Origin of the sequence: Nitrospira sp. CR1.1 (genome assembly GCA_014055465.1) — a bacterium.
Lineage (GTDB): Bacteria > Nitrospirota > Nitrospiria > Nitrospirales > Nitrospiraceae > Nitrospira_A.
The window spans coordinates 1-25,054 of sequence record WIAF01000002.1 but is presented as its reverse complement, the minus strand read 5'-3'; the positions used below and the strand labels follow the sequence as shown (position 1 = coordinate 25,054).

The 25,054-nt window shown below is 61.1% G+C and carries 20 protein-coding genes; 11 read left to right on the top strand and 9 right to left on the bottom strand.

Annotated elements, in window-relative coordinates; all coding sequences use genetic code 11:
• Window positions 1–63 precede the first annotated feature (63 nt).
• From GDA65_04700 to GDA65_04680, 5 genes are all read left to right on the top strand, one after another.
• Complete coding sequence (locus tag GDA65_04700) at window positions 64–1,206, top strand: hypothetical protein (protein MBA5861988.1); 1,143 nt, start codon at window positions 64–66, stop codon at window positions 1,204–1,206.
• On the top strand, window positions 1,203–1,847 hold the full coding sequence (locus GDA65_04695; protein ID MBA5861987.1) for a response regulator: 645 nt from the start codon (window positions 1,203–1,205) through the stop codon (window positions 1,845–1,847). The genes GDA65_04700 and GDA65_04695 overlap by 4 nt, the downstream gene beginning before the upstream one ends.
• 149 nt (window positions 1,848–1,996) lie before the next feature.
• A complete protein-coding gene (locus tag GDA65_04690; GenBank protein MBA5861986.1) occupies window positions 1,997–2,428 on the top strand; it encodes a response regulator in 432 nt (143 codons plus the stop codon).
• Between the two features lie 49 nt (window positions 2,429–2,477).
• Window positions 2,478–2,681: a hypothetical protein gene (locus GDA65_04685; GenBank protein MBA5861985.1), complete on the top strand. Its 204-nt coding sequence runs from the start codon at window positions 2,478–2,480 to the stop codon at window positions 2,679–2,681.
• 202 nt (window positions 2,682–2,883) lie between these two features.
• A complete protein-coding gene (locus tag GDA65_04680; GenBank protein MBA5861984.1) occupies window positions 2,884–7,338 on the top strand; it encodes a DEAD/DEAH box helicase in 4,455 nt (1,484 codons plus the stop codon).
• Here the strand turns inward: GDA65_04680 and GDA65_04675 are convergent, their stop codons facing one another.
• Window positions 7,339–8,193 carry a hypothetical protein gene (locus tag GDA65_04675; GenBank protein ID MBA5861983.1) on the bottom strand — a complete coding sequence of 285 codons (855 nt, stop codon included), beginning with the start codon at window positions 8,191–8,193 and terminating at the stop codon, window positions 7,339–7,341.
• Window positions 8,194–8,256: 63 nt separating this feature from the next.
• Window positions 8,257–8,652, bottom strand: a complete 396-nt coding sequence (locus GDA65_04670) for a DUF3015 domain-containing protein (protein MBA5861982.1) — start codon at window positions 8,650–8,652, stop codon at window positions 8,257–8,259.
• Between the two features lie 254 nt (window positions 8,653–8,906).
• Between GDA65_04670 and GDA65_04665 the strand changes: the two genes are divergently transcribed.
• On the top strand, window positions 8,907–9,347 hold the full coding sequence (locus tag GDA65_04665) for a DUF3617 family protein (GenBank protein ID MBA5861981.1): 441 nt from the start codon (window positions 8,907–8,909) through the stop codon (window positions 9,345–9,347).
• Between the two features lie 69 nt (window positions 9,348–9,416).
• On the opposite strand, the gene GDA65_04660 is transcribed toward GDA65_04665, so the two are convergent.
• Complete coding sequence (locus GDA65_04660) at window positions 9,417–11,738, bottom strand: DUF2330 domain-containing protein (protein ID MBA5861980.1); 2,322 nt, start codon at window positions 11,736–11,738, stop codon at window positions 9,417–9,419.
• A 239-nt stretch (window positions 11,739–11,977) separates the two neighbouring features.
• Between GDA65_04660 and GDA65_04655 the strand changes: the two genes are divergently transcribed.
• The gene (locus GDA65_04655; GenBank protein MBA5861979.1) at window positions 11,978–12,610 is read left to right on the top strand and encodes a hypothetical protein; all 633 of its coding nucleotides are present in this window, start codon (window positions 11,978–11,980) and stop codon (window positions 12,608–12,610) included.
• Window positions 12,611–12,852: 242 nt separating this feature from the next.
• Here the strand turns inward: GDA65_04655 and GDA65_04650 are convergent, their stop codons facing one another.
• From GDA65_04650 to GDA65_04630, 5 genes are all read right to left on the bottom strand, one after another.
• Window positions 12,853–14,163, bottom strand: a complete 1,311-nt coding sequence (locus GDA65_04650; protein ID MBA5861978.1) for a hypothetical protein — start codon at window positions 14,161–14,163, stop codon at window positions 12,853–12,855.
• 40 nt (window positions 14,164–14,203) lie between these two features.
• Entirely contained in the window at window positions 14,204–14,701 is a 498-nt protein-coding gene (locus tag GDA65_04645; protein ID MBA5861977.1) for a sigma-70 family RNA polymerase sigma factor, read from the bottom strand.
• On the bottom strand, window positions 14,698–15,735 hold the full coding sequence (locus GDA65_04640) for an amidohydrolase family protein (GenBank protein ID MBA5861976.1): 1,038 nt from the start codon (window positions 15,733–15,735) through the stop codon (window positions 14,698–14,700). Before GDA65_04640 ends, GDA65_04645 begins: the two co-directional genes overlap by 4 nt.
• Before the next feature lie 17 nt (window positions 15,736–15,752).
• Window positions 15,753–19,157: an MFS transporter gene (locus tag GDA65_04635; GenBank protein ID MBA5861975.1), complete on the bottom strand. Its 3,405-nt coding sequence runs from the start codon at window positions 19,155–19,157 to the stop codon at window positions 15,753–15,755.
• A gap of 123 nt (window positions 19,158–19,280) precedes the next feature.
• Window positions 19,281–21,167, bottom strand: coding sequence for a hypothetical protein (locus GDA65_04630; protein ID MBA5861974.1), 1,887 nt, complete (start codon window positions 21,165–21,167; stop codon window positions 19,281–19,283).
• 29 nt (window positions 21,168–21,196) lie between these two features.
• Here GDA65_04630 and GDA65_04625 point away from each other — a divergent pair, with 29 nt between their 5' ends.
• Genes GDA65_04625 through GDA65_04610 form a run of 4 tightly spaced genes read left to right on the top strand, consistent with a single transcriptional unit; the run spans window position 21,197 to window position 24,253 of the window.
• A complete protein-coding gene (locus GDA65_04625) occupies window positions 21,197–22,129 on the top strand; it encodes a methyltransferase domain-containing protein (protein MBA5861973.1) in 933 nt (310 codons plus the stop codon).
• Window positions 22,130–22,136: 7 nt separating this feature from the next.
• Window positions 22,137–22,628, top strand: a complete 492-nt coding sequence (locus GDA65_04620; GenBank protein ID MBA5861972.1) for an MOSC domain-containing protein — start codon at window positions 22,137–22,139, stop codon at window positions 22,626–22,628.
• 31 nt (window positions 22,629–22,659) lie between these two features.
• The gene (locus GDA65_04615; GenBank protein ID MBA5861971.1) at window positions 22,660–23,319 is read left to right on the top strand and encodes a methyltransferase domain-containing protein; all 660 of its coding nucleotides are present in this window, start codon (window positions 22,660–22,662) and stop codon (window positions 23,317–23,319) included.
• Entirely contained in the window at window positions 23,282–24,253 is a 972-nt protein-coding gene (locus GDA65_04610) for an SUMF1/EgtB/PvdO family nonheme iron enzyme (protein MBA5861970.1), read from the top strand. The genes GDA65_04615 and GDA65_04610 overlap by 38 nt, the downstream gene beginning before the upstream one ends.
• A 43-nt stretch (window positions 24,254–24,296) precedes the next feature.
• Here the strand turns inward: GDA65_04610 and GDA65_04605 are convergent, their stop codons facing one another.
• The gene (locus tag GDA65_04605) at window positions 24,297–24,995 is read right to left on the bottom strand and encodes a hypothetical protein (GenBank protein ID MBA5861969.1); all 699 of its coding nucleotides are present in this window, start codon (window positions 24,993–24,995) and stop codon (window positions 24,297–24,299) included.
• Window positions 24,996–25,054 lie beyond the last annotated feature (59 nt).

The window sequence follows — 25,054 nt, the reverse complement described above, 5'->3', positions numbered from 1 at the left end:
GCCGGTTTGAGCCTTTTCTGGTTCTGGTCTCCGGGTAGAGACGCGTGCTAAAATCCGGTCCCGATGACGCCCTTCAACTTACGGCAGCATGAGACCGGTGAGATGATCGACCGACAGGCCGGCGCGCAGGCGCAGCGGCGGCAGCGGATCCTGGTCGGGCTTGCCGGCCTGTTGGCCTGTTTCTTTTTTGTGCTGGATCTTCAGTTGCCGCTGGGTGTGGCGAACGCGGTGCTGTACAGCGCTGTCGTGCTCCTGTCATCCGCCAGTCAATACCGATGGTTGCCGATTGCCACCGCCACTGCCTGCTCAGTATTGACCATCGTTGCCGCCCCGTTCAGTCCGCGGATTCCCAATCTTCCTGCATGGTTTGAATGGGTCAATCACTTGTTCAGTCTGTTCGGCGTGTGGGCTCCGGTCGTGTTTGTGTATCAGCGCCGCCATACGGAACGACTTCTGGAGGAAGTCAACGAGCGGCTCGAACGAGGGGTCGAAACGCGGACGGCGGATCTGGCCGCGAGCCGGCTCGCCTTGGAGCGCAGCGAGGAACAGTTGCATACGCTGACCGGCCGGATTCTCACGGCGCAGGAAGAGGAGCGCCGGCGGATTGCGCAGGATTTGCATGATGATGTCAATCAACGACTGGCGTTGCTCATGTTGGAACTTCAGGGCGTTGACCGGCAAATAGGGGTGTCGCCCGCGACAGCCCAGGATGGCGTGCACAATGTGTTGAAAGGGTTGGAGGCTCTCTCCGACGACGTCCGGTACATGGCCTATCGATTTCATCCCTCCATCCTCGACGACTTGGGCCTGGAGGCGGCCTTGCAGCGCCTATTGGATGACTTCTCCGCTCGCACGGGCGTGAAAGCCCTGTTTGTCCATCAACCCCTTGACCACCCGCTCGACAAAAACGCTTCGACGGCGCTGTATCGGGTCGTTCAGGAAAGTCTGTCCAATATCGCCCGTCATGCGAAAGCGACCCGGGTGGAAGTGGAAGTCACCGTTGAAGAAGAGGGGGTGGTCGTGGTGGTGCGTGATGACGGCAAGGGGTTCGATCAACTGACGGTGGAGCGGTGTGAGGGCGGTCTGGGTCTGTTGAATATGCGCGAGCGCCTTCTGTCGGTGCAGGGCACGTGCGAAGTCGCATCCCGCCCGGGTAAGGGCACGACCGTATCAATGTACGTCCCGCTTGTACGGGTGGGGATATGACGCTTCCTCGTGTATTGTTGGCCGATGACCACACCCTTGTCCTGGAGGGGTTTCGGCGCTTGCTGGATGACCAGTGCGAATTGGTCGGCACGGTGGGCGACGGGCGGGCGCTGCTGGAGGCAGTGGCGCAGTTAAAGCCGGATATCGTCATTCTGGACATCTCGATGCCGGTGCTAAACGGCATCGATGCCGCCCGTGTCATGAAGGTCAAGTTTCCTCAGGTCAAAGTGGTGTTTATCACCATGCACGCCGATCCGGCCTATGTGCGGGCAGCGTTCGAGGCAGGAGCCTCCGCCTACCTGCTCAAGCGTTGCGTCGGCGAGGAATTAGCCCAGGCGATCCGGGCCGTCCGGGGCGGCAACTTTTATGTGACGCCTCTCGTCACAAAGGAAGTGGTGGAAAGCATGTTGCGCGGGGTGGACGGCGGCGCCCCGTCAGGTCCGGAACTCACCACTCGTCAACGCGAAGTGTTACAGCTCCTGGCCGAAGGCCACACTGTGAAGGACATTGCCGGCACCCTCAAGATTTCTCCCCGTACGGTTGAGTTTCACAAGGGACAAATCATGGAACAACTCAACCTGCACACCACGGTGGAACTTGTGAAATATGCTCTGGCGCAGGGCCTGACCAGTCAAGCCTGATCGGCCTCTCGATTCCCCCCGGCCCTCCTCCATTACCAGCACGTTTGCTGGTAGATTTTTCGCATACAACCTCGTTTTGTTACGCGTGTGGTTTACCCTTCACTCCCCTACTATACGCAATCCTTTTCTAAGCAGAGACTCGTAGGACTATGAGAAAAAAGATTTCACGTCCCCGCGTGCTGATCGGTGATTCCTCTCGATCCATGTTGGCGTTTCTGGAGATTCTCCTGGAATCTCACTTTGATGTCGTCGGGTCTGAAACCGAGGGTGAAGCCTTGGTCTTGACGGCAAAACGTCTTGCCCCTGAGTTGGTGATCCTGGATTTTTCACTCTCCTTTCTAGATGGTCTTTCGGTAGGCCGTCAGCTTCAGGAGGCTCTGCCAGACAGCAAGGTCGTGTTTTTTTCATCGCACGAAGATACGGCCTATGTGACGGCAGCCTTTGAAGTGGGGGCGATGGGGTATCTGGTCAAACACCGGACGGTGGATCCCGGCCATTACTTGCGTCGGGTGTTGGACGGAGAACGGGTCTGTTGTCCGGACGACTTGCACAAGCGGGTGGGGCGCCCGAAGAAAAAGTGACTGCCGCGGATGAGGCAGGAAGTCAGATTCGCGCAAAAGGAGACCGACGATGGTTCGAGTCGTACCGATGTGTGAGTTGTGCCGCCGGGTGTGTGACGACGGATTGTCCATCAGGGGGACCAACAGCTGGGTCGATTTTCCCAGTTACCTGGCCCGGCACGTGGTGTCGCCATCCCAGGTGCGGTTTTCGAGAAATTACTGTAGCGAGTGCCGGTTGTCGTATGACATCTTAAAAACCTACGGTGAACAATGAGGTCGACCTGGCCCGCTGATTGTTTCGCCATAGGAGGTCGTCTCATCCCTACCTGCCGGACCGGAGTGGTTTGGGGTCACTCCGTACTGCCTGCCATTCCGTAAACCTTCCCGCCGCCGGCGCGCTTCAATTCCGGACCCTGTTCCGCGTCTGACCTCCGGCTCGCATTTTCTGTCGGTGGCCGTTGTGTTACGATCGCCCGATGACGCCGGTTCTTCCCTTTCATCCCATCATCGCTGACTGGTTCACCGCGAAATTTACGGTTGCGACCGACGTGCAACTGCAGGCTTGGCCGGAGATTCAGTCCGGGCGTGATCTTCTGATTTCCGCCCCGACCGGGTCTGGAAAGACCCTGGCAGCGTTTCTGTCCTGTATCGATCGGCTGTTTCAGCAGGCGCTGCGCTGCGACTTGCGGGACGAAACACAGATCCTCTATGTCTCGCCCCTCAAAGCGCTCAGCAATGATGTGCAAAAAAATCTCCGGCAACCGCTGCTCGAGATCGGTCAGGCGGCCCTGTCTGCGGGACTGTTGCTGCCCGACCTGCGGGTGGTTGTGCGGACCGGGGATACACCGATGACCGAGCGGCAACTGATGCTTCGGCGGCCGCCGCATATTCTGATTACCACGCCCGAATCGCTGTTTATTCTGCTGACCGCGGACAAAAGCCGGGCGATGTTGAAGACGGTCCGTACCGTCATTGTTGATGAGGTTCATGCCGTCGCTCCAAACAAGCGAGGGGCGCATCTGGCCCTGTCGCTGGAACGCGTGGCGGCGTTGGCCGGCGGTGTCGTCCAACGGATCGGCCTGTCCGCCACCCAGCGTCCGATTGAGCGTATGGCAGAGTTTTTGGTGGGAAATAGAAACCTGTCTATCGTGAAGCGTGAAGCGTCTCTCGCGGGGGACGAGACGAACAACGAGATACGAGCGACGAACGACGCAATGGTGATCGATGTCGGCCATCGTCGCGACATGGACCTGGCGGTCGAGGTTCCGAAAGACGAACTCGGGCCCGTGGCCACGAATGCGATCTGGAGCGATGTCTATGATCGGGTTGCCGCATTGGTCGAAGCCCATCGTTCCACGCTGGTTTTTGTGAATACACGGCGCCTCGCCGAACGGGTGTCGCACTACCTGGAAGAACGGCTGCGCCATCTGGGTAAAGGCGTCGTGGCGGCACACCACGGGAGTTTGTCGCGGGAGATCCGCCTGTCTGCCGAGGACCGTTTGAAGGCCGGAGCGGTGCGAGTGGTGGTGGCGACAGCTTCGTTGGAACTCGGGATCGATGTCGGGACGGTCGATCTCGTTTGCCAGATCGGGTCGCCACGGTCCATTGCGACCTGTTTGCAACGTGTCGGCCGTGCCGGCCACTGGATTCATGCGATCCCGAAAGGCCGCCTCTTCGCCACCACGCGGGACGAGTTGATCGAATGTGCTGCGCTGATTCGCGCGATCAGGGCCGGAGTGTTAGACCGTATCGAGGTGCCGCCTGCCCCGCTTGATGTCCTGGCGCAACAGATCGTGGCGGCGGCTGCGACTCAGGACTGGGATGAGACGGAGCTGTATGCGCTGTGCCGTCGGGCCATGCCTTATCGTGAGCTGAGCCGTGAGACGTTCGACACGGTGATCGAGATGCTTGCCGACGGATATACGACCAGTCGAGGCCGGGGACGAGCCTATCTTCATCACGACCGCATCAACCATCAGATCCGTGGGCGGCGCGGAGCCAGATTGGCCGCCATCACCTCCGGCGGCGCGATTCCCGATACCGCCAACTACGCGGTGATTGCCGAACCGGACGGCACCGTTGTGGGATCGGTGGATGAGGACTTCGCCGTCGAAAGTCTGGCGGGAGACATTATCCTGTTGGGCAATACGTCCTGGCGCATCAAGGGCGTCGAAGCCGGCAAGATGCGCGTCGAGGATGCACAGGGCGCTCCGCCGACCATCCCGTTCTGGCGCGGGGAAGCGCCGGCGCGCACGGCGGATTTGTCTGCGGAAGTGGCGCGCCTCAGGGCCGATCTCGACCAGCGTCTTGATTCGAACGGCCAGGCGCCCGCACCCTCTGCGCGGCCGGTGCAGTGGCTCAAGCAGGAATGCGGCCTTGACCAGCGGGGGGCGGAACAGGCCGTTCAGTATATTTTGGCCGGGAAGTCCGTCCTGGGGACGGTGCCGACGCAACAGACGATCGTGGCGGAACGGTTCTTCGATGAAAGCGGGGGCATGCAGCTGGTCATCCATGCTCCGTTCGGCGGCCGGGTGAACCGGGCCTGGGGGCTCGCCTTGCGAAAACGCTTTTGCGTGACCTTCGATTTCGAACTGCAGGCCGCCGCGACGGATGAAGGCATCGTGTTGTCGTTGGGAGAGAAGCACAGTTTTCCGCTCGAGACGGTGTTTGCCTTTCTACATGTCAACACTCTGCGCGAGGTGCTGACTCAGGCCGTGCTGCAGGCGCCGATGTTCATGACACGCTGGCGGTGGAATGCGTCGAGAGCCCTGGCGCTACTCCGGTTTGCGGGGGGAAAGCGGGTGCCGCCCCAGATTCAGCGCATGCGCGCCGAAGACCTCCTGGCTGCTGTGTTCCCCGACGCGATTGCCTGCCAGGACAATTTCCAAGGCGAGCGGACGGTCCGTCAGATTCCTGGCCACCCGTTGGCGCAGGAGACCATCAGGGATTGTCTGACGGAGGCGATGGACATCGACGGGTTGGCGGCGGTGCTGCATAACATCGAGTCCGGCGCGATCACCTGCGTTGCGGTCGATACGCCGATGCCCTCCGCCTTCTGCCACGAAATTTTGAACGCCAATCCCTACGCGTATCTCGATGATGCGCCGCTTGAAGAACGCCGGGCGCGGGCCGTGGACATGCGGCGCACGCTCCCGCCTGCATTGGCCGGTGAGATGGGCGCGTTGGACCAATCGGCCATCGATCAGGTCAGGGAAGAATCCTGGCCTGACGTGCGTAATGCGGAGGAATTGCACGATGCGCTGTTAACGCTCGGCTGGGTGCCCTGTGCGAGCATGCCGGGGTGGGATCTGCTCATTCAGACACTCGCGGACGTGGGCCGGGTGGCGACACTGTGGCAGGGGGATGTCAAGCGGGGGTGGCTGGCCGCGGAGAATCACCCTTACGGCAGCATGCTGTTTCCGGATGCCCGGCTCGATCCGGAGACGGCGCCGATGGATCCGGAGAAGCCGCTGGAACGGGAAGAGGTGTTGGATCGCGTGGTCTTGGGATGGATGGAAAGTATAGGTCCGGTCACGGCTGCCGATCTGGCCGCTCGCTTGAACCTGGCCGTGGGTGATGTCGATCGGACGATGGTGCGACTCGTAGCGCAAGGCCACGTACTCCGGGGGCGGTTTTCGCTGCAGGCCTCACGAACCACGGGCGACATGGTGGAATGGTGCCACCGGCGGCTATTGGCCAGAATTCACCGCCTCACGGTCGGGCGATTGCGTAAGGAGATCGAGCCGGTTTCCGCTGCCGGGTTCATGCGGTTTCTCTTTCAGTGGCAGCATGCCTCGCCGGGAGCCCGTCTCCATGGTGAGGCCGGACTGCTGGAGGTGGCTAAACAGCTTGGAGGGTTCGAGGCTGCTGCGTCTGCCTGGGAGGCGCAGATTCTCCGGGTTCGTCTGGCGAAGTATCAGCCTGAATGGCTGGATCGACTCTGTTTGGGTGGCGCGCTGATGTGGGGACGTGTGACGCCCCATCCGCGGCTCATGCAAGAACTTACGGTCATGCCGGGGCGGCGCGTGGTTCCGACGCGTGTGGCGCCGGTGAGTCTGTTTGCGCGAGAAGATGCGCCCGCGCTGCTGGGGGCGACCGCGGAGGACCTCGCCAGGATGGATCTTTCGTCCAAACTGAGCCTCTCCGCTCAGGCCATTCGCCGGTGTCTGCAGGAGCGTGGCGCGAGCTTTTTCAGCGAGTTGTTGCACGGCACCCGCTTGTTGGCGTCGGAGGTGGAGGGCGGTTTGTGGGAATTGGTGGCTGCTGGGCTGGTCACGGCCGACGGGTTCGACAACCTGCGCGCGCTGATCGATCCCCGCCGTCGTCGTGCCGAGGCGTCCGACCGGAATCGCCGGCCGCGCCATGTCGGGGGCCGCTGGTCGCTCCTGATGACGGCAGCGGGGCCATCCCAGGCCGGTCGTCAGGCCTTGTCTGATCCCCGGTTGCCGCCTGCATCGCCGAATACCGCTGAACCATCTCCAGCAACGTCGGCGACTGAGCGTATTGCACGGCAACTGCTGCAGCGCTATGGAGTGGTGTTCCGAGACCTTCTGGCGCGCGAGTCCATCGTCTCTTCCTGGCGGGATCTCTTGATCTGTTACCGGCGTCTCGAATTGACGGGAGAACTGCGCGGGGGACGGTTTGTGAGCGGGTTCACGGGTGAACAATTTGCGTTGCCGGAAGCGCTGGAGGCCCTGCGGGCGATGAAGAAACGACCGGGTAGCGACATCCAGCAGGAGATCAAAATTTCCGCGGCCGATCCGCTGAACCTGGCCGGGGTGATTCTCCCGGGACCCCGTATTGCGGCGGTCCCATCGAATTTTGTGGTCTTTCGCGACGGCGTCGTCATCCGCACGGTGATTGGGCGAAGCGCGAACGACCTCAACGAGCCGCCTGTCCTTGAGGTGACGCACAGGAACGTCCGGTCCTGATCAGATGAGCGGGGCCGGAATGGCGAGCAACGGGCAACGTGCTCCGCGCAACACGCGTTCCGTGGTGCTGCCGCGCAGCATGTCGAGCAGGCTGTCCTGCCCTTTTGTGGCCATCACAATCAAGTCGACATCAAACTCGGCGCCTGCCGCCAGAATCCATTCAACCGGGTCGCCTTTTCCGAACATCTGGTTCCAGGACCAGTCTGCTTTCTTCGGGAGCACGAGCGCATCGACTTCGGCTTCCGCGCCTGCATGGATGAGCGTCATGGTGACAGGCGGCGCGCTCAGTTGCGAAACCAGGACGGTCGCGGCATCGATGGCTGGTTGAGATGAGGGATGGCTCGAGATCGGCAGCAGCACGCGATGCAGTGAGGTTTCGCCGCTGGCACGAGAGACGAAGCCTGCCACGTTGGACGGGACGAACAGTGTGGTGACATGCATTTCGCGTGAAACGGGTTCGGCGACCGCATGATGGACCCATCCGGCAAAGCCCTCGTGTTTGTGTGTGGCCAGTACCATAAGATCGGTCGGTGTGGCGGTCAGATGATGGATGATGGCCTGCTTCGCATCGGCGGCCAGGGCACGAACCTTTCTGATCCGGATGCCAAGCGTGGTCACATCGCTCTTCGAACTGGATTCCGGGAGGAGTCCCCATTGCGCGAGCGTCGGACGAATGCGGGGGAAGTCCTCGAATCCCTCCGGCGACACGTCAGGGTCCACATGCATGATGGTCAGTTCGGCACGAAAGACCAACGCCAGCTTGAGGGCGTGAACGAATGCCACCTGACTGTCTTGGGAGAAATCCGTGGGGTGGAAGATCCGATGGATCGCGAGGGGATTGCGCGGCGCGTTCATGTGCGTGTTGAACTCCGGTGAGGTGCGGTCTGTCTGTAACGGTCTGGTAATCGGTCTCTGCTATCAGCGGCGCGCGGATTGTAAGGACTTCACCAGGTCGGTGGTCGACAGGTAACCGGTTTGGCCCCAGCGGCTGAAAGACGCTTGCGCCGCCGGTCGAAATGCCTGCGCATCCGGCTGGTCGGACAGCGCACCCAACGAGGCGAGATATTCGCCTTGCCCTCGCGCCGCATCGCTCTCCAGATTCTGCGCATTGTAGGCGGTGAAAGCGGCCACCTTGTGTTCAGATTTCAGCAGGCCGTCTTCGTTCCACCAGATGCGCCCGGACGTGGTGCCGGTGATATTGGATGTGGTGTCGGTGGTCTCTTTGAACGTGGCTTTGAAGGAACAGGCTGACAGCAACACCATGAGTGACAGTCCGCTCACGGCGGCCAGGATCGAACGATGATGCCATGCCATATGTCGTGCTCCTTTCTGCGGCGAAATGGAGGTGATGGTGGCCGACTATACCATAGTCGGCCTGGAAATGAGCCCGGGAGCGTCTCAGCTCCGGGAGATCGCACGTTCCGTCCGCTGGAGGTAACGGTTGACAATGTCACCGGGCATGAGCACAATTCCCGGGTCCTTGATGGGGCACGAATTCGGGCGAGGCGGCCTGGTTGCTGTGGTGAGCCAGGAGCAGACGCACCCCGGTGTGACAAGGAGGGTTGACGATGAAGGCAGGCATAGGGCTGTTGGTGATCGCGAGCGTCCTGTGTGCGGCGCCGGTGGTGAGGGCGGAATCGGTTCCTCTCAAGCCGGGCGAGTATCAGGTGACGGCTGTGACCGAAAGCAGTAGCGGGGAGGCGGGCAAGCCGGACACCCATACCCGATGTGTGAAGGAAGAACACCTTGCCAATCCGGATGCGGTCTTTAACTATTATGCCTTAAACGGATTCAAACCCAATCCGGCGAACAAGGTCATGAACGTGTCGATGCATGGCGGGACGGTCAGTTATGACATTGAAAGCCTCTATGCGATGACCCGCGTGGAAGGCACGGTATCCACTACAGGTTTTTCTGTGGTCCGCAAAGCGACTCCCAAGGGCGACAAGGCGCTGTCGGTGACGATGAAGGTCGACGGCAAGCGCACGGGTGATTGCGCCCCGAAGTAATGCCCTGCCGGTGCCAGTCCTGAATACAGGCGGAGGCCGGTACCCCGGCCTCCGGTTTCTTTCCTGCTGCTAGTTCGCCCACAATCGCTGATACCACTTCTTTTCTCCGCCGGCCGGCACCGATGCCAGGTTCATGGTTTTGCGGATATTGCTGATATTCCAACCGGTCAGCGAGGCCAGGGTCTGTGCTTCCCGCTCGTGCCGCTCGCGTAATTGTTGGCGGTACGTCTTGGCAGCCGAACAGTCGTCTGTCCCGGTCCAGGGATGACGCAGGATGTAACGCGCCTGGAAGTTGGCGCGATCCGAGGTTTCCTGGAACAGCAGGTCTTCGGGAAAATGCGCGGCATCGTAACGGACGTGCAACCTGGTCAGGAAGACGTTCTGCGCCGTCGGCATGCGTGTGCTCATCCGGCCATCGCTCTCCTGCCAAAAGACGCCGAGGCCTCGCAGCTCTTCAGCCGACAGGGGATCGGCCGCGCAGGGATCACACCAGTTCATATCCCAGGCATATTCCATGAAGACGCCCCGTTCGTTTTCCCGCTTCACGCGCTGGCTGAATAGGTCGCGGTAGAAGTCGCCGAACTTGTCCTTCACGAATAGTGGAATCTCCTGCGCGTCCGGCAGCCGCACGGTCCGGTAGTTCGTGGTTTCGACGCGGCCGTGCTTCGTGAGGAAGTAGATGAAGAGTTCCTGCGCGCTGTCTGCGTTGACTGTGCCGAGACGGATGGGCAGCATGAACTTGGGCGATTCGAAGGCGATCTGCAGCGGCCGGAGGTGCGTCAGCCCCAGCTTCGCCTGTTCGCCCAGGTTCACCTTCGCGACGAAGAATTTCATGCCCTGTTTGAGGTAACTCTGCAGGACTGCCGAGGCTCCCTGCGGGATGCGGTACCCATTTTCGGTCAGCCAGGTTTCAAGGCCGCTGCTCTCCTTGGCGGAGAGAATCAGGATGTCGTATTCACCGACCGTATATTGCGCCTCCACCGTCACCCCCAAGGTTTTTTCACGTTCGCGGGGGGCCGCCGCCGGCGCCATGCTTTTCATGGCGTCCATACTGCGGCGCTCCATCAGTTCATCGCGCAGGCAGGGATTTTGGTCGAAGTATTCGACCAGCCGGGGAGCCGAGTAGTCGGCCACGTGTTTAAGGAGGGCCGGATCGCCGGCGTGAATCTGGTCTTTCTCCAGGATGGTCGGCACCGGCACCACCAGCGCGAACTCCTTCACGTCGCCCGTGAAGTCATTAGCCATCGTGATCACGGTCTTGTTCTCGTGCCGCGCGATGGCCACCTCGGAAGCCTTGTTGAACAGTTTCGTGTCGGCCTTGCCGACATAGAAGCCGCAAAAAGCCGAGGCGTCGCCGCCCCAGGCGAGCAGCCCCAGGGGCAGGAGTAATGTAGGAACGATGACGCGTCGCATAGGAACCTCCTTGGTTGGTGACAGAGCAGTGACGAGATCGGAGACAGGTTTGGGAATCGGGTGAACTGAACGACCGGTTGAAGAGGGAATCCAGTGATAGCGTGAACCGGGACGCACATGATCGATCACTGGAACAAGCGGCGCGCAGGCGATGAGTCCCCAGAGCGGCCCATTCGGCCTGAACAGCCCGAACTGGACATAAAGCGCAACCAGGGACACGAGGAGCGCATAAATGATGCGCCCGGTTCGTGAGTCTGGCGTCGTTTTCGGGTCGGAGATCATGAAGAAGGCAAAGATGAGCAGCGCGCCGCTTTCAATCTGATGGAGCGGAATCGTCAGCGGGTCGCCCAGCCAGCGCGCGCGTGCGAACAGGAGGCCGACATAGAAGGCGAGGAACGCCAGCGTGACATCCGCCCGTGCGGCGCGAGTGACGACCAGGCTTCCGAGGCAGGCGATGAGAAAGGCGAACCAGGTGGCCTGTCCCCATTGACCAGGCGAAATCCACCCGAGCCCGCTTGCGAGGATCACGGCCAGGGCCAGGCTGGTCGGATTAAAGAGATGTTTGCCATTCCAGCGGAGGAGGAACTTGCTGCTGATGGCAATCAAGGCAGCCAGCGAGGCGACCGCGAGATCGTCGGTACGCAGCAAGAGGCACAGCGACAGTGAGGAAATCAGGGCGCTCTTGGGATCAAAGAACGGAATGGCGGCGAGGCGTGCCCAGGCATATTGGGCGAGGAGCGCAGTGGCTATCGTGACGCCGGCCTGCCGGATCGACAGGTCGAAGTGCAGCCAACACAGACCGTAGAGGAGGAGGGCGCCAAGGCTTGCGATTTGGTAGAGACGAGGATCCTGCTGAAATGCTGCCAGGTCACGTTCGGGACTGTCGTGATGGTGCTCCATAAGTCCTCCCTTCACAGGAGGGTATGGGACGAAGCGAGGAATCCTTTCAGGAGGACATGGAGGAGGGAACTGACCCATCTTCCTTGCTCGCGCAACGTGTGGCCCCGGAAGGCCCTCGTCCGATGCGCGCAGTGGAGGATCGGCCAGCTCGCTCGTGTTAGGGACGCAGGCAGGGCGAAGGGGCCTGCGGGTTGATACGTGTGTGCCCTCAATCCCCCCAAAGCCGCTGGGAGCCGGCGCCTGCTGGTATCCGGTTGAATAGCGCTTCGCAGTCGTTTAGCATTCCAGGAGGGACACATTTCAGACGGAGTGACTTCATGCGAGTTTCTTTCTCAGTCATAGTCGGTTTCATGACGCTCCTCATGGGATGCTCGCTGGAACAGGAGCTGTCCCGAACACCCAGGACGGCGGTGGAGCAGGTTCTGCTGACGCAAGCTGTGAATCAAGCGCTCACCAATCTCACCTTGCAGTTGCCCGCCGGCGTGAATGTCGAGCTGGATGCCACGGGTCTCGAAAGCGACCGGTCCCGTCTTCGCATGACCAATTCAGATCTGGGCTCGTTGAATAGCCCCAACCGCGACATTCTGTACATCCGGGACACGGTGGCGGCGGAATTGGGACGCAGGGGGTATCGGGTGCGGGCGCGCGACATGGAGTCGCCCTATCTCGTGCGCGTCATGGCCGAGTCGTTCGGGACGATGCAGGGTATCACGTTCTTTGGGATGCCGCCGGTCCAGAGCGTGTTGGTTCCGTTCGCGCTCCCGGAATTGACCCTCTACAAGCAGCAAAACCAAAGCGGGTATGCCCGCTTACATCTGGACATCTATGACAATCGCACCGGCGAATTCCTCGGTTCTTCCGCCACGCTCGTGGGCCGAACGTTTTACAATCAGTATACGATGTTGTTTTTTCTCACCTGGAACCGCACCGATATCGATGCGCCGCCGTGATGCGGCAGCGCCCGGCCTCTCTGCACTCGTTCGAAAATCAGCCGGGCCATGCTGGACGTGCTGCTTGTGCTGGCCAGCCTGGTGGTGATCGGACTGACAGGCCTCTTGGCCATGGTCATCACTCCGCTTCGAATGGTCGAGCCGAGGCGCTGGGAGGTATGTTCTGCCTCATCGGAGGGGCGATCGCCGGAATGTTGGTGATGCGGTTTCACCCATGATCCAGGGTGTTGGCGGTCGTCATGCTACTGAGCGACCGGTATCTCGACGGCGAGTTGCGCGCTCGTGGATGGATCCTGGCTCACGACGTAGGTGGCCTTTTCCTGCACACCAGTGGTCACGCCCGGAGAAGCCGTTTCGATGAGCAGATTTGCGGAGAAGCGGTCCAGCATGCCGACTTCCTGCATCGTCAACGGCCCGAAGGGTTTAGAGGAGAGCCGGATAATGATCGTGATCAGCCCGTTTTCCGCCGGAGGCGGCATGGGAATCTCGCTCCGTTTTCCTGCCTGGAGTTTGAGGGAAATCTTGCCGGTTTCTTGCGGCGGCCACCAGAGTCTGGTGCCGGCGGAGCCAAGATTCTGAAGTAGCTGCACATAGGACTCCTGAGTGGCTTCAACGGTCATGCGTACGGGTTCGCTGCTTCGCGCAGCCATCGCGGCCGAGATTTCCTGATTCCGGCCGTCGGCAGTCCTCGTCACAAAACTGTAGCGGAGGCCTAACGGTTTCGGCTGACTGGCGCTGCCCTCGGAGCTCTCGCCATAAAAGATGGCCCGGGCACTTTTCTTCGAAGCTGAATCGCCAGCTGTCGATAAGCCGGCTGGCGCCTGCAGGGCAGGCGGAGCCGCCGCCGACTTAGGCGCCGCTGCCGGAGACGGCGCGGATGCGGCGAGTTTCCGGTCAGCTGAGGCGACCAACTGCTCGGCGTCCTTTTCGGTTGTCGTCAACGGGGCCTGCCGGGTCGACGCATCGCGCTCGCTTCGAGCAACGGTCTGTTCAGCGGGAGCGTGTGATGCCCGCCTTTCTTGCGTTGTGGCCGGAGCGGGCTCCTTGCGCGCGGCAAACTTATCGGAGCGACTGTCTTTCCTGGCCGGTTCGTCATGCTCTTGGATTGGTAGTTCAGGCGGAGCCGTAGCTGGTGCCGCTTGCATCGAGGGTTGTGCGCGTTGAATCGACGGCGCTGCCGGTTTGGCCTCTTTGGTGGCGACCGGTTGAACCGCGCGGTCGAGGCTCTCCTGATACAGGTTGATCCCGAAAGCGATAGCAAGGACGGCGGCAGCAAAGCCGCCTGCCCAGGCGAGCCCTGCCGGTTGTTTGAGCCAGGCCAACCGGGGATTTGTTCCGTCGGTTGCCGAGCGGCCAGGCTGCTGTACTGCCTGAAGAAGACGCAGGCGAACATCCGGGTCTGTCAGCAACTCTTTCAACGCCTGTTCGTCGGCAAGGGCATTAAATAGCTGCTGGTCTTGCAAGGCCGCTGAATAGAGTCGCTTACGCTCCTCTGGCGTCAAGGTATCAGCCGTGAAGCCGCCGAAGAGTTTTTTTAGTTCGTGGTCAGCCATGGTATTCGTACGTCTAGGGCGAAACGGTGATCGTGCGGCATCATTCCCAGGAGCCGCCCATCAGATCCAATAACTGTTTCCGGCAGCGCAGATCCCAGGTGTAAATCGTGTTGATCGACGTCTGGTTCATCAGGCGCTGAATCTCCGGAAAGCTGTTTCCCTCCAGTTTCCACCGGAAGAGTTCGCGGCAGCGCTCTCCGAGCTGCGCCACCGCGGCCACTAAACGATCAACGCGCTGCTTCTGATCCAATTGCGTGGCCGGATCGTCCCCGGGGGTGGCCACCGGCAGGTCCTCGACGGAATTTTGATTATACTCGCCCCGCCGCAGCGATTTGCGGTGGGTGTCCAGCATTTTGAACCGGAGCACTTGAAACGCCAGGGGAACCAGTTCGGTCAGCTCAGTGACACGGCCATATTTCTCATGGAGCAGGATCAAGACCTCTTGCGTGAGATCCTCGGCCAGGTCCTTCTGGACACGTGATGTCGCGAAGGCCAGAATCCTTTCGCGCAAAATGGTGAGGATCTCGTCCCGCCTCACGGCAGTGATGCTCCGTGCGGCGCCTGTGCCGACACCGGGGGAATGAGGTCGCCGATCGAACGAAATCCCAACTGGAGCCCGTCGCAGACCGCGACTTGCCGGTCGAAGCGGTTCTTGGTCTTCAAAAGTTGTTGTAGCCGTCCGAGCGAGACTCGTCCCCATGCCGCCACGTGAAAGACAGGCAGCGGATAGTCGGTTCCGAATAGGAGCCGTTCATGCACCTCCGGATACGTACGGAGCTGCAGGAGCATCCTCAGCCGGTTGGGCAACGTGAGGGCGGAAATATCCGCATAAAAATGCGGGTAGCGCTGCACCAGGTCGCGCAGGGTCGGGAGAAACTTCTCATACAGGAGCAAGCCATAGCTGCACGCATGCGCCGCAATGACCGTCACGCCTTCATCCAATGCCAGGCGAAGCCGCTCCGGCTCACCCACTGACTGGTCCTTGCCGATCAAGCTGAATTCATAGCCGACATGGCTGAGAAAGGGCAACTTCCGTTCAGCCAGCGCGCGGTAGAAAGAGATGTATGCCGTATTCGCCGGATCGAATTGTTGCGCGTTCGCCAGCACCTTCACCAACACCGCGCCGGCATCGGCGCAGCGATGCACCTCATCGACGGCATCGCGACGCTGCGGATTGATAGAGACGCCTGCGAGTAGTTCGTTGGGATGGGCCTGCGCGGTCTTCAGCACATAATCGTTGCTGATAAGGAAGTCTGTGTGCGCCTGGTTGGGCCGGCCGTTCCGGTCATAGACGCCGTCCATGCCAAGGAGTATGGCCTTGTCCACATGGCGTGACGCCCGCAATTCGGTGAGGAGATCGGCGAGATATGTTTGGTTTGCCTCGCGCGGCTTATCCGGTGAGAGCCCATGTTTCCAGAGCAGAAACCGGAACAGCGGGCTCTTCAGCGTCTTGGCCGAGATGAAGCAACCATTGTCGCCGTCCGGTAGCGCGGCCAGATGGACATGGCAATCGATCAGTGACTTCCCCTCTGGCTTGGCTTTCTGGAGCGGATCTTGTCGCTCGTCGTTCATCTCTCGTTCCTCGTGCGTCACGTATCAGTCTTCCCGCCTCCCAGCCGTTCCATCGCGATCCGTTTGAGGGCCCGGAGATCCAGCTTGCCCGTTCCCAGGATGGGCAGCGCCTCGACCTTGAGGCAGTGGCTGTGGGAGGGCAGAAATAAATTGGGAAGGCCGGCAGCTGCGGCCTTTGCCAGGATCTGAGGAATTCGCTCTTCGGCGAGTGTGTGCAGGACGGCCAACTGTTCTCCCTTGCGCTCGTCCGGCACCCCGGTGACCGCGCAGATTTGCGCATCTTCCCCCGAAGCGAGTTGCAGCGCTTCTTCGACCAACCGGTGCGGCACCATTTCCCCGCCGATCTTGGAAAAACGTGACAGCCGATCAGTGATCGTCAAGAATCCGTCGTCGTCGAGTGTCGCGATGTCGCCTGTAATATACCATCCGTCTCGCATGGCTTGCGCGGTCAGATCTTCTCGCCCTAAGTAGCCGTTCATGACATTCGGGCCTTTCACGAGCAACATGCCGGACGTGCCGGGCGGGAGAATGGCATCACTATCGGGATCGACGATACGAACCGATACTCCAGGAAGCGGCTGGCCGACGCTGCCGCGCCGCGAGGCCGGTTGATAAAATCCCGCCGCTCTGAAATCCGGACAGTTCACGGCAATCACCGGGGCGCACTCGGTCACGCCATAGCCTTCGATCGGGGCAATGCCGAATCGGTCCTGGAAGGACTGGCAAAGCCGCAGCGATAATTTTTCCGCGCCCGTCAGCACCACCCGAAGCGTGCTGAATTGTTCCGGCGTGCAGCGCCGTTGATAGAGCTGCAGAAAGGTGGGGGTGCAGACCAGAAACGTCAGGCGATGTTTGGCGCAGAGTTCGCCGATTGCCGTGACATCCAGCGGCGAGGGATGGAACACGGTTGCAGCGCCGTTGAGCGTGACGTACCAGAACACGAGGTAGCCGAATGAGTGGAAGAGCGGAAGAATGCCCAGGATTCGATCATCCCCGGCCAGGGGAAGCACCTGTGAGACGGCCTGTACATTGGCGTCAATACTGAAGTGAGAGAGCATGACGCCTTTCGGCTCGCCGGTGCTGCCGCTGCTGAAGATGATCGTGGCGAGATCGTCCATGGTCACCCGCCGGGTTTGTCCGCAGGCCGATTCAATGAGTCGGAGCGGGGCTAAAATCGCCAGGGCCGCGGCGAGCGCCTTCTGCGGGCTGCCGATGGTGGCGCCGATGTCTTCCAGCCAGAGAATGGTGGGACCATCAGGGAGTTCAAGTTTGGCCTTCTCGATAAACTTGCGACTGGTGACGATGGTGCGCAGCTGTGCCTGCTGCACGGCCGATTCCAGTCCGGCTTTGCCGACGGTGTAATTGAGGTTCACGCTGGTGCGGCCGGCGAGCGCGGCGGCAACCGTCGTGAGCGCTCCCGCGACGGTCGGCGGCAGCAGCAGGCCCACATTCTGTTGGCTCTGCCAGTGGATTTTTAAGGCGCGTGCCAGGGCGATTGCCCCGATCAAGGCCTGCAGTGAAGACACGCGGGGTTTCGTCGCATCGGCCATCGCGAGGCGGAAGGGATGCCGCCGCATGGCGCGGACACACGCCGCATGCAGAGGATGCCGTGAAGACTTTCGCCAGCGCCAGGCGGCTTCACCGAGTTCCCTGACGAGGCGGCGGAGCTCATGCGCGGGTGTGTCGGCAGGAATCGGAGTCCCGAATGAGACGGTCACCGGATAGGGCAGGCGCTCCGGCCATTTGGTGACGAATCGGCCCCCGACAAAGCTGAAGATGCTGCCCCAGACGCGATCCAGATGCACCGGGACCACCGGCACCTCGCGACCTTTGACGATCCGCTCGAACCCGCGGCGAAAGGGCAACAGGTTGCCGGTGCGCGTGATCTGCCCTTCGGGGAATATACAGACCAGATCACCGGCGTCGAGCGCTTGGCCCGCATCGCGCAGCGCGCGAAGAATGACGCGAGGACCGCCATCGGAGGCAATCGGAATTACCTGCAGTGCCCGCATGAACGGTTTGAACACGGGGTGATTCACATAGTGGGCATCGACGACAAACCGGATGGGTCGATCCAGGCTGGCGATCAGCAAAAAACCATCGATGAATGAAACGTGGTTGGGGACGAGCAGTGCGCCGCCCGTGACCGGCACATGGGCCTGGCCGACAATACGCAACCGGTAGAGAGTATGAGTCAGCAGCACCAGGACCAGGCGCAGGAACGTTTCCGGCATGAGCCACATCGCCCAGGCTGTGCCGAGCGTGGTGGCCAGAGCGGTTGCGAGAAAAATGCCGACGGTGGAGAGTCCTGCGCTCGCGAGCAGGCCGCCGCTCAGGGAGCCCAGCAGGATGCCGGTGAACACGCAGATGTTCTCCAGCGCGATAACCGAGCCCCGGCGATCGTGCGGCGCGCGCCATTGCACCAGGGCATTGATGGGAATGAAAATGAGGGCGCTCGACATGCCCAATGCGATCATCAGCACGAGGGTGCCGGCGAACGACGGCATCCACCAGCCGAGGATCAGCAGGAATACGGCCACCCCGGCCGCTCCCAAAGGGACCAGCCCGTATTCCACGCGAGACCTGGAGAGTCGTCCGACGATAAGGGCGCCCAATCCGATGCCCACTGAAATCAATGCCGAGGGCACGGTGGCCAGGGCATCCGAAAGGCCCAGCACGGCCTTGGCGTAGACGAGCACGTTCTGCACGACAAGGCTGGCAATCGTCCAGAAAAAGACCGCTCCGGTAATGGCCAGGCGCAACAGGCGATCCGCACGCAATGCCGAGAGGGCCCCGCGCAACGTATCGAACAGGCCCCCGGCCGCGCGCGCGGCGGGAACCGGCGGCACAGCCCAGGCTGCGGCAAAACCGATCAGCGCCAGGGCTGTCAATGTGAGCGGGGCGAGCCAGGGCTGGGTTCCGGCGCCGGCCAGCAGGAACCCGCCGGCCGTGGTGCCCGTCAAAATCGCCAGGAAGGTGAATAACTCCAGAATACTGTTACCCCGGGCAAGTTCTGCATGCGGGAGCAGTTCTGGAAGAATGCCGTACTTTGCCGGGCTGAACACTGCGCTGTGGATGCCCATGCACGCGAGCATCACAAGGACCCAGGGGCCGCCGGTGGGATGAGACAATAAGGCGAGTGTCGCCCCTGCCATGAGCACAACTTCCACCGCCTTCATCGTGATGATGACGGTACGCTTGCTCAGGCGGTCGGCAAAAAATCCGGCCACGAATGAGGTCAGGACCAAGGGCAGCGTAAAGACCACCATGGCGAGAGTGGTCTGAGTTTGCGATGCCGCTTCACTATCCTGGCCGGGTGCGAGTGTCGTCGTGGCAGCCCGGATGCCCAGGAGCGCGACCATGAATTTCCATGCGTTGTCGTTGAAAGCCCCGCAAAACTGCGCGATGAGCAACCCGCGCAACGGGCGCGCGGGTGGTGGTGAGGAATCCGGCCGGGGATCGATAGAAGCCTCCTTGGTCTGAGGATGAACAATAGCGTGTTGACGGGTATGCCTCAGTCTGCCGAAACTGCCGGCATGATGCAATTACTTATCGTGCGGCGCTGGTCCCAAGCTCTCGATCGGGAGCCCTTCGAGCGCCATGATCCGCAAGGCATTGGTCGTCGGGCAGGGACCTGGTTTCAATCGATAGTCGAAGTGCAGAGCGCCGTCCACGACGGTTTCTTGAAAATGGACATTGGTGACAGCGGGAAGCTGCTTTTCCAGCTCAGCCAGCTCGAGGTCATGCGTCGTGACCAAGCCGAATCCGTTGCCGCCCGCTAGCGCGGTAATGAGCGCGCGCCCGCCGATAAGCCGCTCCCGGTTATTGGTGCCTTTGAAGACTTCGTCGATCAGCCACAGCACGGGTGGTTCTTGCCGGTCTAGAGTACTGTCCAGGATGGTTTTAAGCCGTTTCACCTCGGCATAGAAGAACGAGAGGCCGCCGTCGAGCGAATCGTCCACGCGGATGCAACTGGCGAGTCGCACCAGCGACCAGCGAAAGGCCGTGGCACAGACCGGGGCTCCTGCCTGCGCGAGACAGGTGTTGATGCCGATGGTTCTGAGAAACGTGCTCTTGCCGGACATGTTGGAACCGGTGACCAGAAAGATCCGTCCTTGTCCCTGAAACGTGACGTCGTTTGCCACACGGATCGCAGCCGGAATGAGCGGATGTGCCAGCCCTTCCGCCGCGAGCCCCGGCGCCTCGCCGTTTCCCTGGGCGTCCGCGCCGGCTTGATGCAGCGTGGGCCAGAGATAGTCTGGGTGCAGGTGGGCGAAGGCGGCCAGGGATGCGGCGGCATCCAATTCGGCGAGTAATTCGAACCAGAGCGGCGCAACGGACGCAATCCGGTCCTGGAGTTGTTGCAAGCGGTAGGTGTGGAAGAGATCCCACGGGCCGATGGCATTGATGAGATAGTGTACCAGGGGATGGGCGCGGACGCTGAGCCGGTTCATGAGCGATGCGGCTTGCTTCAATGAGCGGGATGGACGGCTGTGTTGTTGCAGCAGCGGGCCACAGAGCCGGGCCAGGTGCGGAGTGGCATGGTAGGAGCGCCGTTCCAGATAGCCGAGGACGGCGCTGAGCCGTTCCAGTTGCAGGTGCAGCGACTGGGCATGGTCGAAGATCTCCTCCGACCGGCTGCGGACCGACAGGAACAAAAAGGCATAGAGCCCGAACGACAGCATCCAATAATTGCCAAGCCCGTACAGTAAATCGGCGATCAGCAGGAGGGCCGTGGTGAGGGCCAGGACCGATTCCGTCAGCAACATCGGCATCAGCCCCGAGTCGTCCACCCGTTTCTGCAACACCGAAAGGAGCCGGCGCCCATCGATATCTGCCTCCTCGACCGCTTGCGCCTCCAGGACCAATCGGTCTCGGAGCAGCGAGAGGGGGGTCAATTCGCGGATAAGTGCCTGCCGGCTTGTCCATTGCGCGGCATGAGGCGGCTGCTCCAACAGCCAGGAGGCAAGACGTTGCCGGCCCTGGGAGGAAATGGTGTGGTCGATCAGGTGCAGCAGGGAGCGGGGACCGGCAAGGTCGAGGTCCCTGGCATACCCATGCCGTTCCGGAACGGGTACCTCACGGAGGGGAATCTCCGTCCATTTCAAACTGAGGCGTGCCAGGTGAATGCGTTTGATGCCTTGCCAGCGCCGGAGTCGATGCAAGCGATCTTCGAGCCTGTTATGATACCAGGCCGTGATCAGGAACAGGATGAAGCCGGATGCGAGCACCAGATTGCCGGACATCGTCCAGCCGAATTTATGTAGAATGACGGCGCCGAAGAGGCCGCCGGTAAAAATCGCGAGACGCGCCGTGGTAAACCTCGCGCTGATGCGGCGGCCGTTCGTTTCTACCCGAGCCGCGCGGCGGAGCGCATGGACGAGATGCTGCTCTCGGGCTGCGCTCAATCGGAATGGGATGGGCGGTGTCACAATATTGCTGACGATACTGGGAGTCTGAGATGGCGTCAACCTCCAAGGTAAATCAATCTGCTATAGGCGCGTCCGCGGTGGATGCAGGTGATTGGATTCAAGTCGATGTGCGGACCTCGCTGGATGCCGGCGAGCTGTTGGGGGTTCTCAATGATCCTGATGTCACGGGAGCCTGGCAGGAGGAGGAGTGGGTCCATCTCTATTGGCCGGTCGGCCGTTGCGGGCCGGATACCTGGCAGGGGCTCACACGTGCGCTGATTCAACTTGGCCATCCGGACCCGGACCGAGCCGTGACCATCAATCAGTTGGCAAATCAGGATTGGAATGCGCAATGGTCCCGGCTGGTGGAACCGATCAGGACCGGGCGGGTCCTGATCAGACCGAGTTGGAAGCCAGTGCCGCTGAATCCGGATGATATCGAATTGATTATCGATCCCAAGCAGGCATTCGGCACCGGCCACCATGCGACGACACAGTTGTTGATTGAATGGCTGCAGCAGGTCGTGCAGACAGGCGATCGGGTGTTGGATGTGGGGACCGGCAGCGGCGTGCTGGCGATGGTGGCCTTGCGACTCGGGGCAACGGAAGCGCTGGGCGTGGATTTCGATGCCGTGGCGGTGGACTGCGCGCGTGAGTATGCTCAGGTCAATGGATTCGACCGGCGGCTGACGCTGTCCGTGGGTGATGCCCAATTGGGGCAGCCCCAAGACACGTTCGATCCTACCCTGGTGCTCGCGAATTTGGATCGGCAGACGCTATTGGCATCCGCCGAGAACCTTTGCGGGTATGCCGCTGGTGGGGCACGGCTCTTACTGTCCGGCCTGCTGGTCGACCAGCGGGCGGACATTGAAGCAGCCTATGCCTCTCGCGGAGTCTATGTGAACGCCGTTCGGGAACGCGACGGGTGGCTGGCATTGGAAGCGACGGGAATGGAAAGCTGTGATGGCGGTCTCTGTTCCTGATGCGGCTATGAAGCCATCGGTGACGCCACATGTTCACCAGGTAAGCCTTTCCGATGGCGGAGTGCCGAAGCGGGCTGTGGATTCGGCCGTGATCACGATCAGGGGATTGGCCGGCGATCGCCAGCGCAACCGGAAGTACCACGGAGGACCCGATCGGGCAGTCTGCCTCTATTCGTTGGAAGTGATCGAGGCCCTGCGTGCCGAAGGTCATTTGATAGGGCCGGGCTCGTCCGGAGAGAACCTCACGATGGCTGGCCTCGATTGGCTGCACATGGCTCCGGGGGATCGACTCGCGATCGGAGAGCATGTCCGCCTTGAATTGACCAGTTACACCACACCGTGCCGGTTGAATGCTCAATGGTTCAGAGACGGGAACTTTGGCCGCATTGCGCAGGGGGCGTACCCCGGCTGGAGCCGTCTCTACGCGCGGGTGCTCAATGAGGGAGTCGTGAAGCCAGGGGATGTGGTGGTGGTTGACGCACGCACTGGTGAGCGGTAAGGGATCTGCACACTCAATCTGGGAATGAATGATGAAACGAGTGCTTGAACCGGAATTGATGGATGATGCGGCGCAGGCCCGCGCCTATGCGAAGGCGGATTTCTCCGAAGAGAATCAGGGTTTCGTCGATCGCTTTCGTGACTATTTCCCCGAATGGAACGGCGGCCATGTCGTTGATCTGGGGTGCGGACCCGGCGATATCCCGATTCGTTTTCTGCGCGCCTATCCGGCCGCGCGAGTGACCGCCGTGGATGCGAGCCGTCCCATGCTCGATTTGGCGGCGGAAGCCGTTGCAGGAGCAGGATTCACGGATCACATCAGCCTTCGTTGCGAACGGTTTCAGTCGCTCGCCTTATCGGAGCAGGCCGACGCGCTCCTTTCCAACAGTCTGTTGCATCATGTGCCGAATCCGCTTCAATTCTGGTTTCGTCTGAAGCAGCTGGCGAAACCCGGCGCCTGCATTCTGGTCATGGATTTACTGCGGCCGGAATCTCCTGAGGCTGCCCAAGCCTTGGTGGAACAGTATGCGGCTGATGAGGATCCGATTTTGAAGCGGGACTTCTATCACTCATTGCTGGCGGCGTTCACCGAGGATGATGTCGCGGCGCAATTGGCTGAGATGAATTTATCCAGGCTCCTCATCGACGTGCCAGATGATCGGCATTGGGTTGTGGGCGGCATCATCCCCTGACCGTCTGTCGAAGCCAACTGTTACGGCGAGAACCCAGGTGCAGATCTTCATGGGCGGTGTTTCTACAACCTCCCCCTCATCCACAGCGATCATGCGTCCCTTGCGCGTTGCCCTGCTCACCTGTCTGCTGGTCATTGCCCCGCTGTGCCCGGCTGAGTCGGCCGGCGGGCTGCTTGAGCAGTTGCGCCACCCGCGCCCCAGTCTGGAGACGCAGGCCTATCCCGAGGTCCCGATGGCGATGGTTCCTGAGGGGGTCTTTCGTATGGGCGCCAATGGGACGGACGCGTTGGAGGACGAGAAACCGCAGCATGAGGTGTGGATCGACCGGTTTGAGATTGACCGTGACGAGGTGACGACCGGGCATTACGCTGAATTCCTTGCCTCCACGAAGCATCCAGCGCCCTGGCAATGGGAGTCGGTGGACCTGTCGCAGCACTATGACCGTCCGGTCATCGGCGTCAACTGGTTCGACGCCGCCGCCTATTGCGAGTGGCGGGGCAAACGGCTCCCGACCGAAGCCGAGTGGGAGAAGGCGGCACGAGGGATTGACGGACGGCTGTTTCCATGGGGCAATCAGAGTCCGCGCGAGGAATCGGCCAATTTCGGATTGGGCGCCCGGTTCAGCTACAGCCAGGTGCTGGTCCCCGTGGAGCGTTACGAACAGGGGCGTAGCCCCTATGGCCTGTATCAGATGGCAGGAAATGCGGGAGAATGGGTCGCGGATTGGTACGGGGCGAATTATTACGAGACGGGTTCGCGCAACAATCCCTCCGGGCCTGATGTCGGATTATTTCGAGTGGTGAGGGGAGGGTCCTGGTCAGACTTGCCGAAGTATCTGCTCACCTATGGCCGGTTCAAGTTGCCGCCGGAGACGCGCAATAGCTATACAGGATTTCGATGCGCCAGGTCCGGTGGTCCGACCGCTTCGCCGTGAGCCGGGCGCCCGAGCGCACCAGCTCACGGTGTCTCGCTGCGAGTTAAAACAGGCTCTTACTGACTTCCGTAGATTTCGCACTTTCGTTCCCCGACTTGTCAAAAGCCGAGACGGCAAAGAAGTACGTGGCACCGAGCGGAAGGTTTGGCACGGTGAAACTGGTGCTGTTCGTGACTTCGAACGGTCCTACGAATCCGTAGCTGCCAGATCGCGTGCCCACATAGATGCGGTAACCGGCCAGGTCAGATTCGGTATTCGCATACCAACTCACCGTAGCGTTGGCGGTCTTGGGCGCCGTGGAAGAGGCGGACGACGTCGGAGTCGGTGTCACAGCGACCGGTGACGGAGGGCTGGGAGGCGGCGGGGGCGGGGTCGCCACCGTCGGCTGGGTCGGGGCAGTCGGCGTGCTTGACGTGGCCTGCCCCGCGGCGACCGTGAGGGTCACTGGAATCCGGAGCATATTGGCGAAGTTATTGGGTCCTGATTCGACGATGTACACCACTCCTGAATAGGTGCCGGCTGCCAGGCCGTTCGTCTGGGCCGTAATGACCAGCTGATCGGTTTCGGTGGTAATCGTTTGCGTGCTGCCATAAGGGGGATTCATCCAGATCCACCCCTGGTTCGTGCTGAGGTAGTAGGCGTGTTGGTCGGTTCCCGTTTTCTTCAGGGTCAAGGTGCCGACGTTATTGGCGCTGGTCAGGCTCAAGGCCGAGGGGGTCACCTGAATCGGTCCTGTAGCCACAGTGACCGGCGCTGGTGCAGGCGGGGCCGGAGCTGGAGGCGGCGGTACGGCCACGGGGG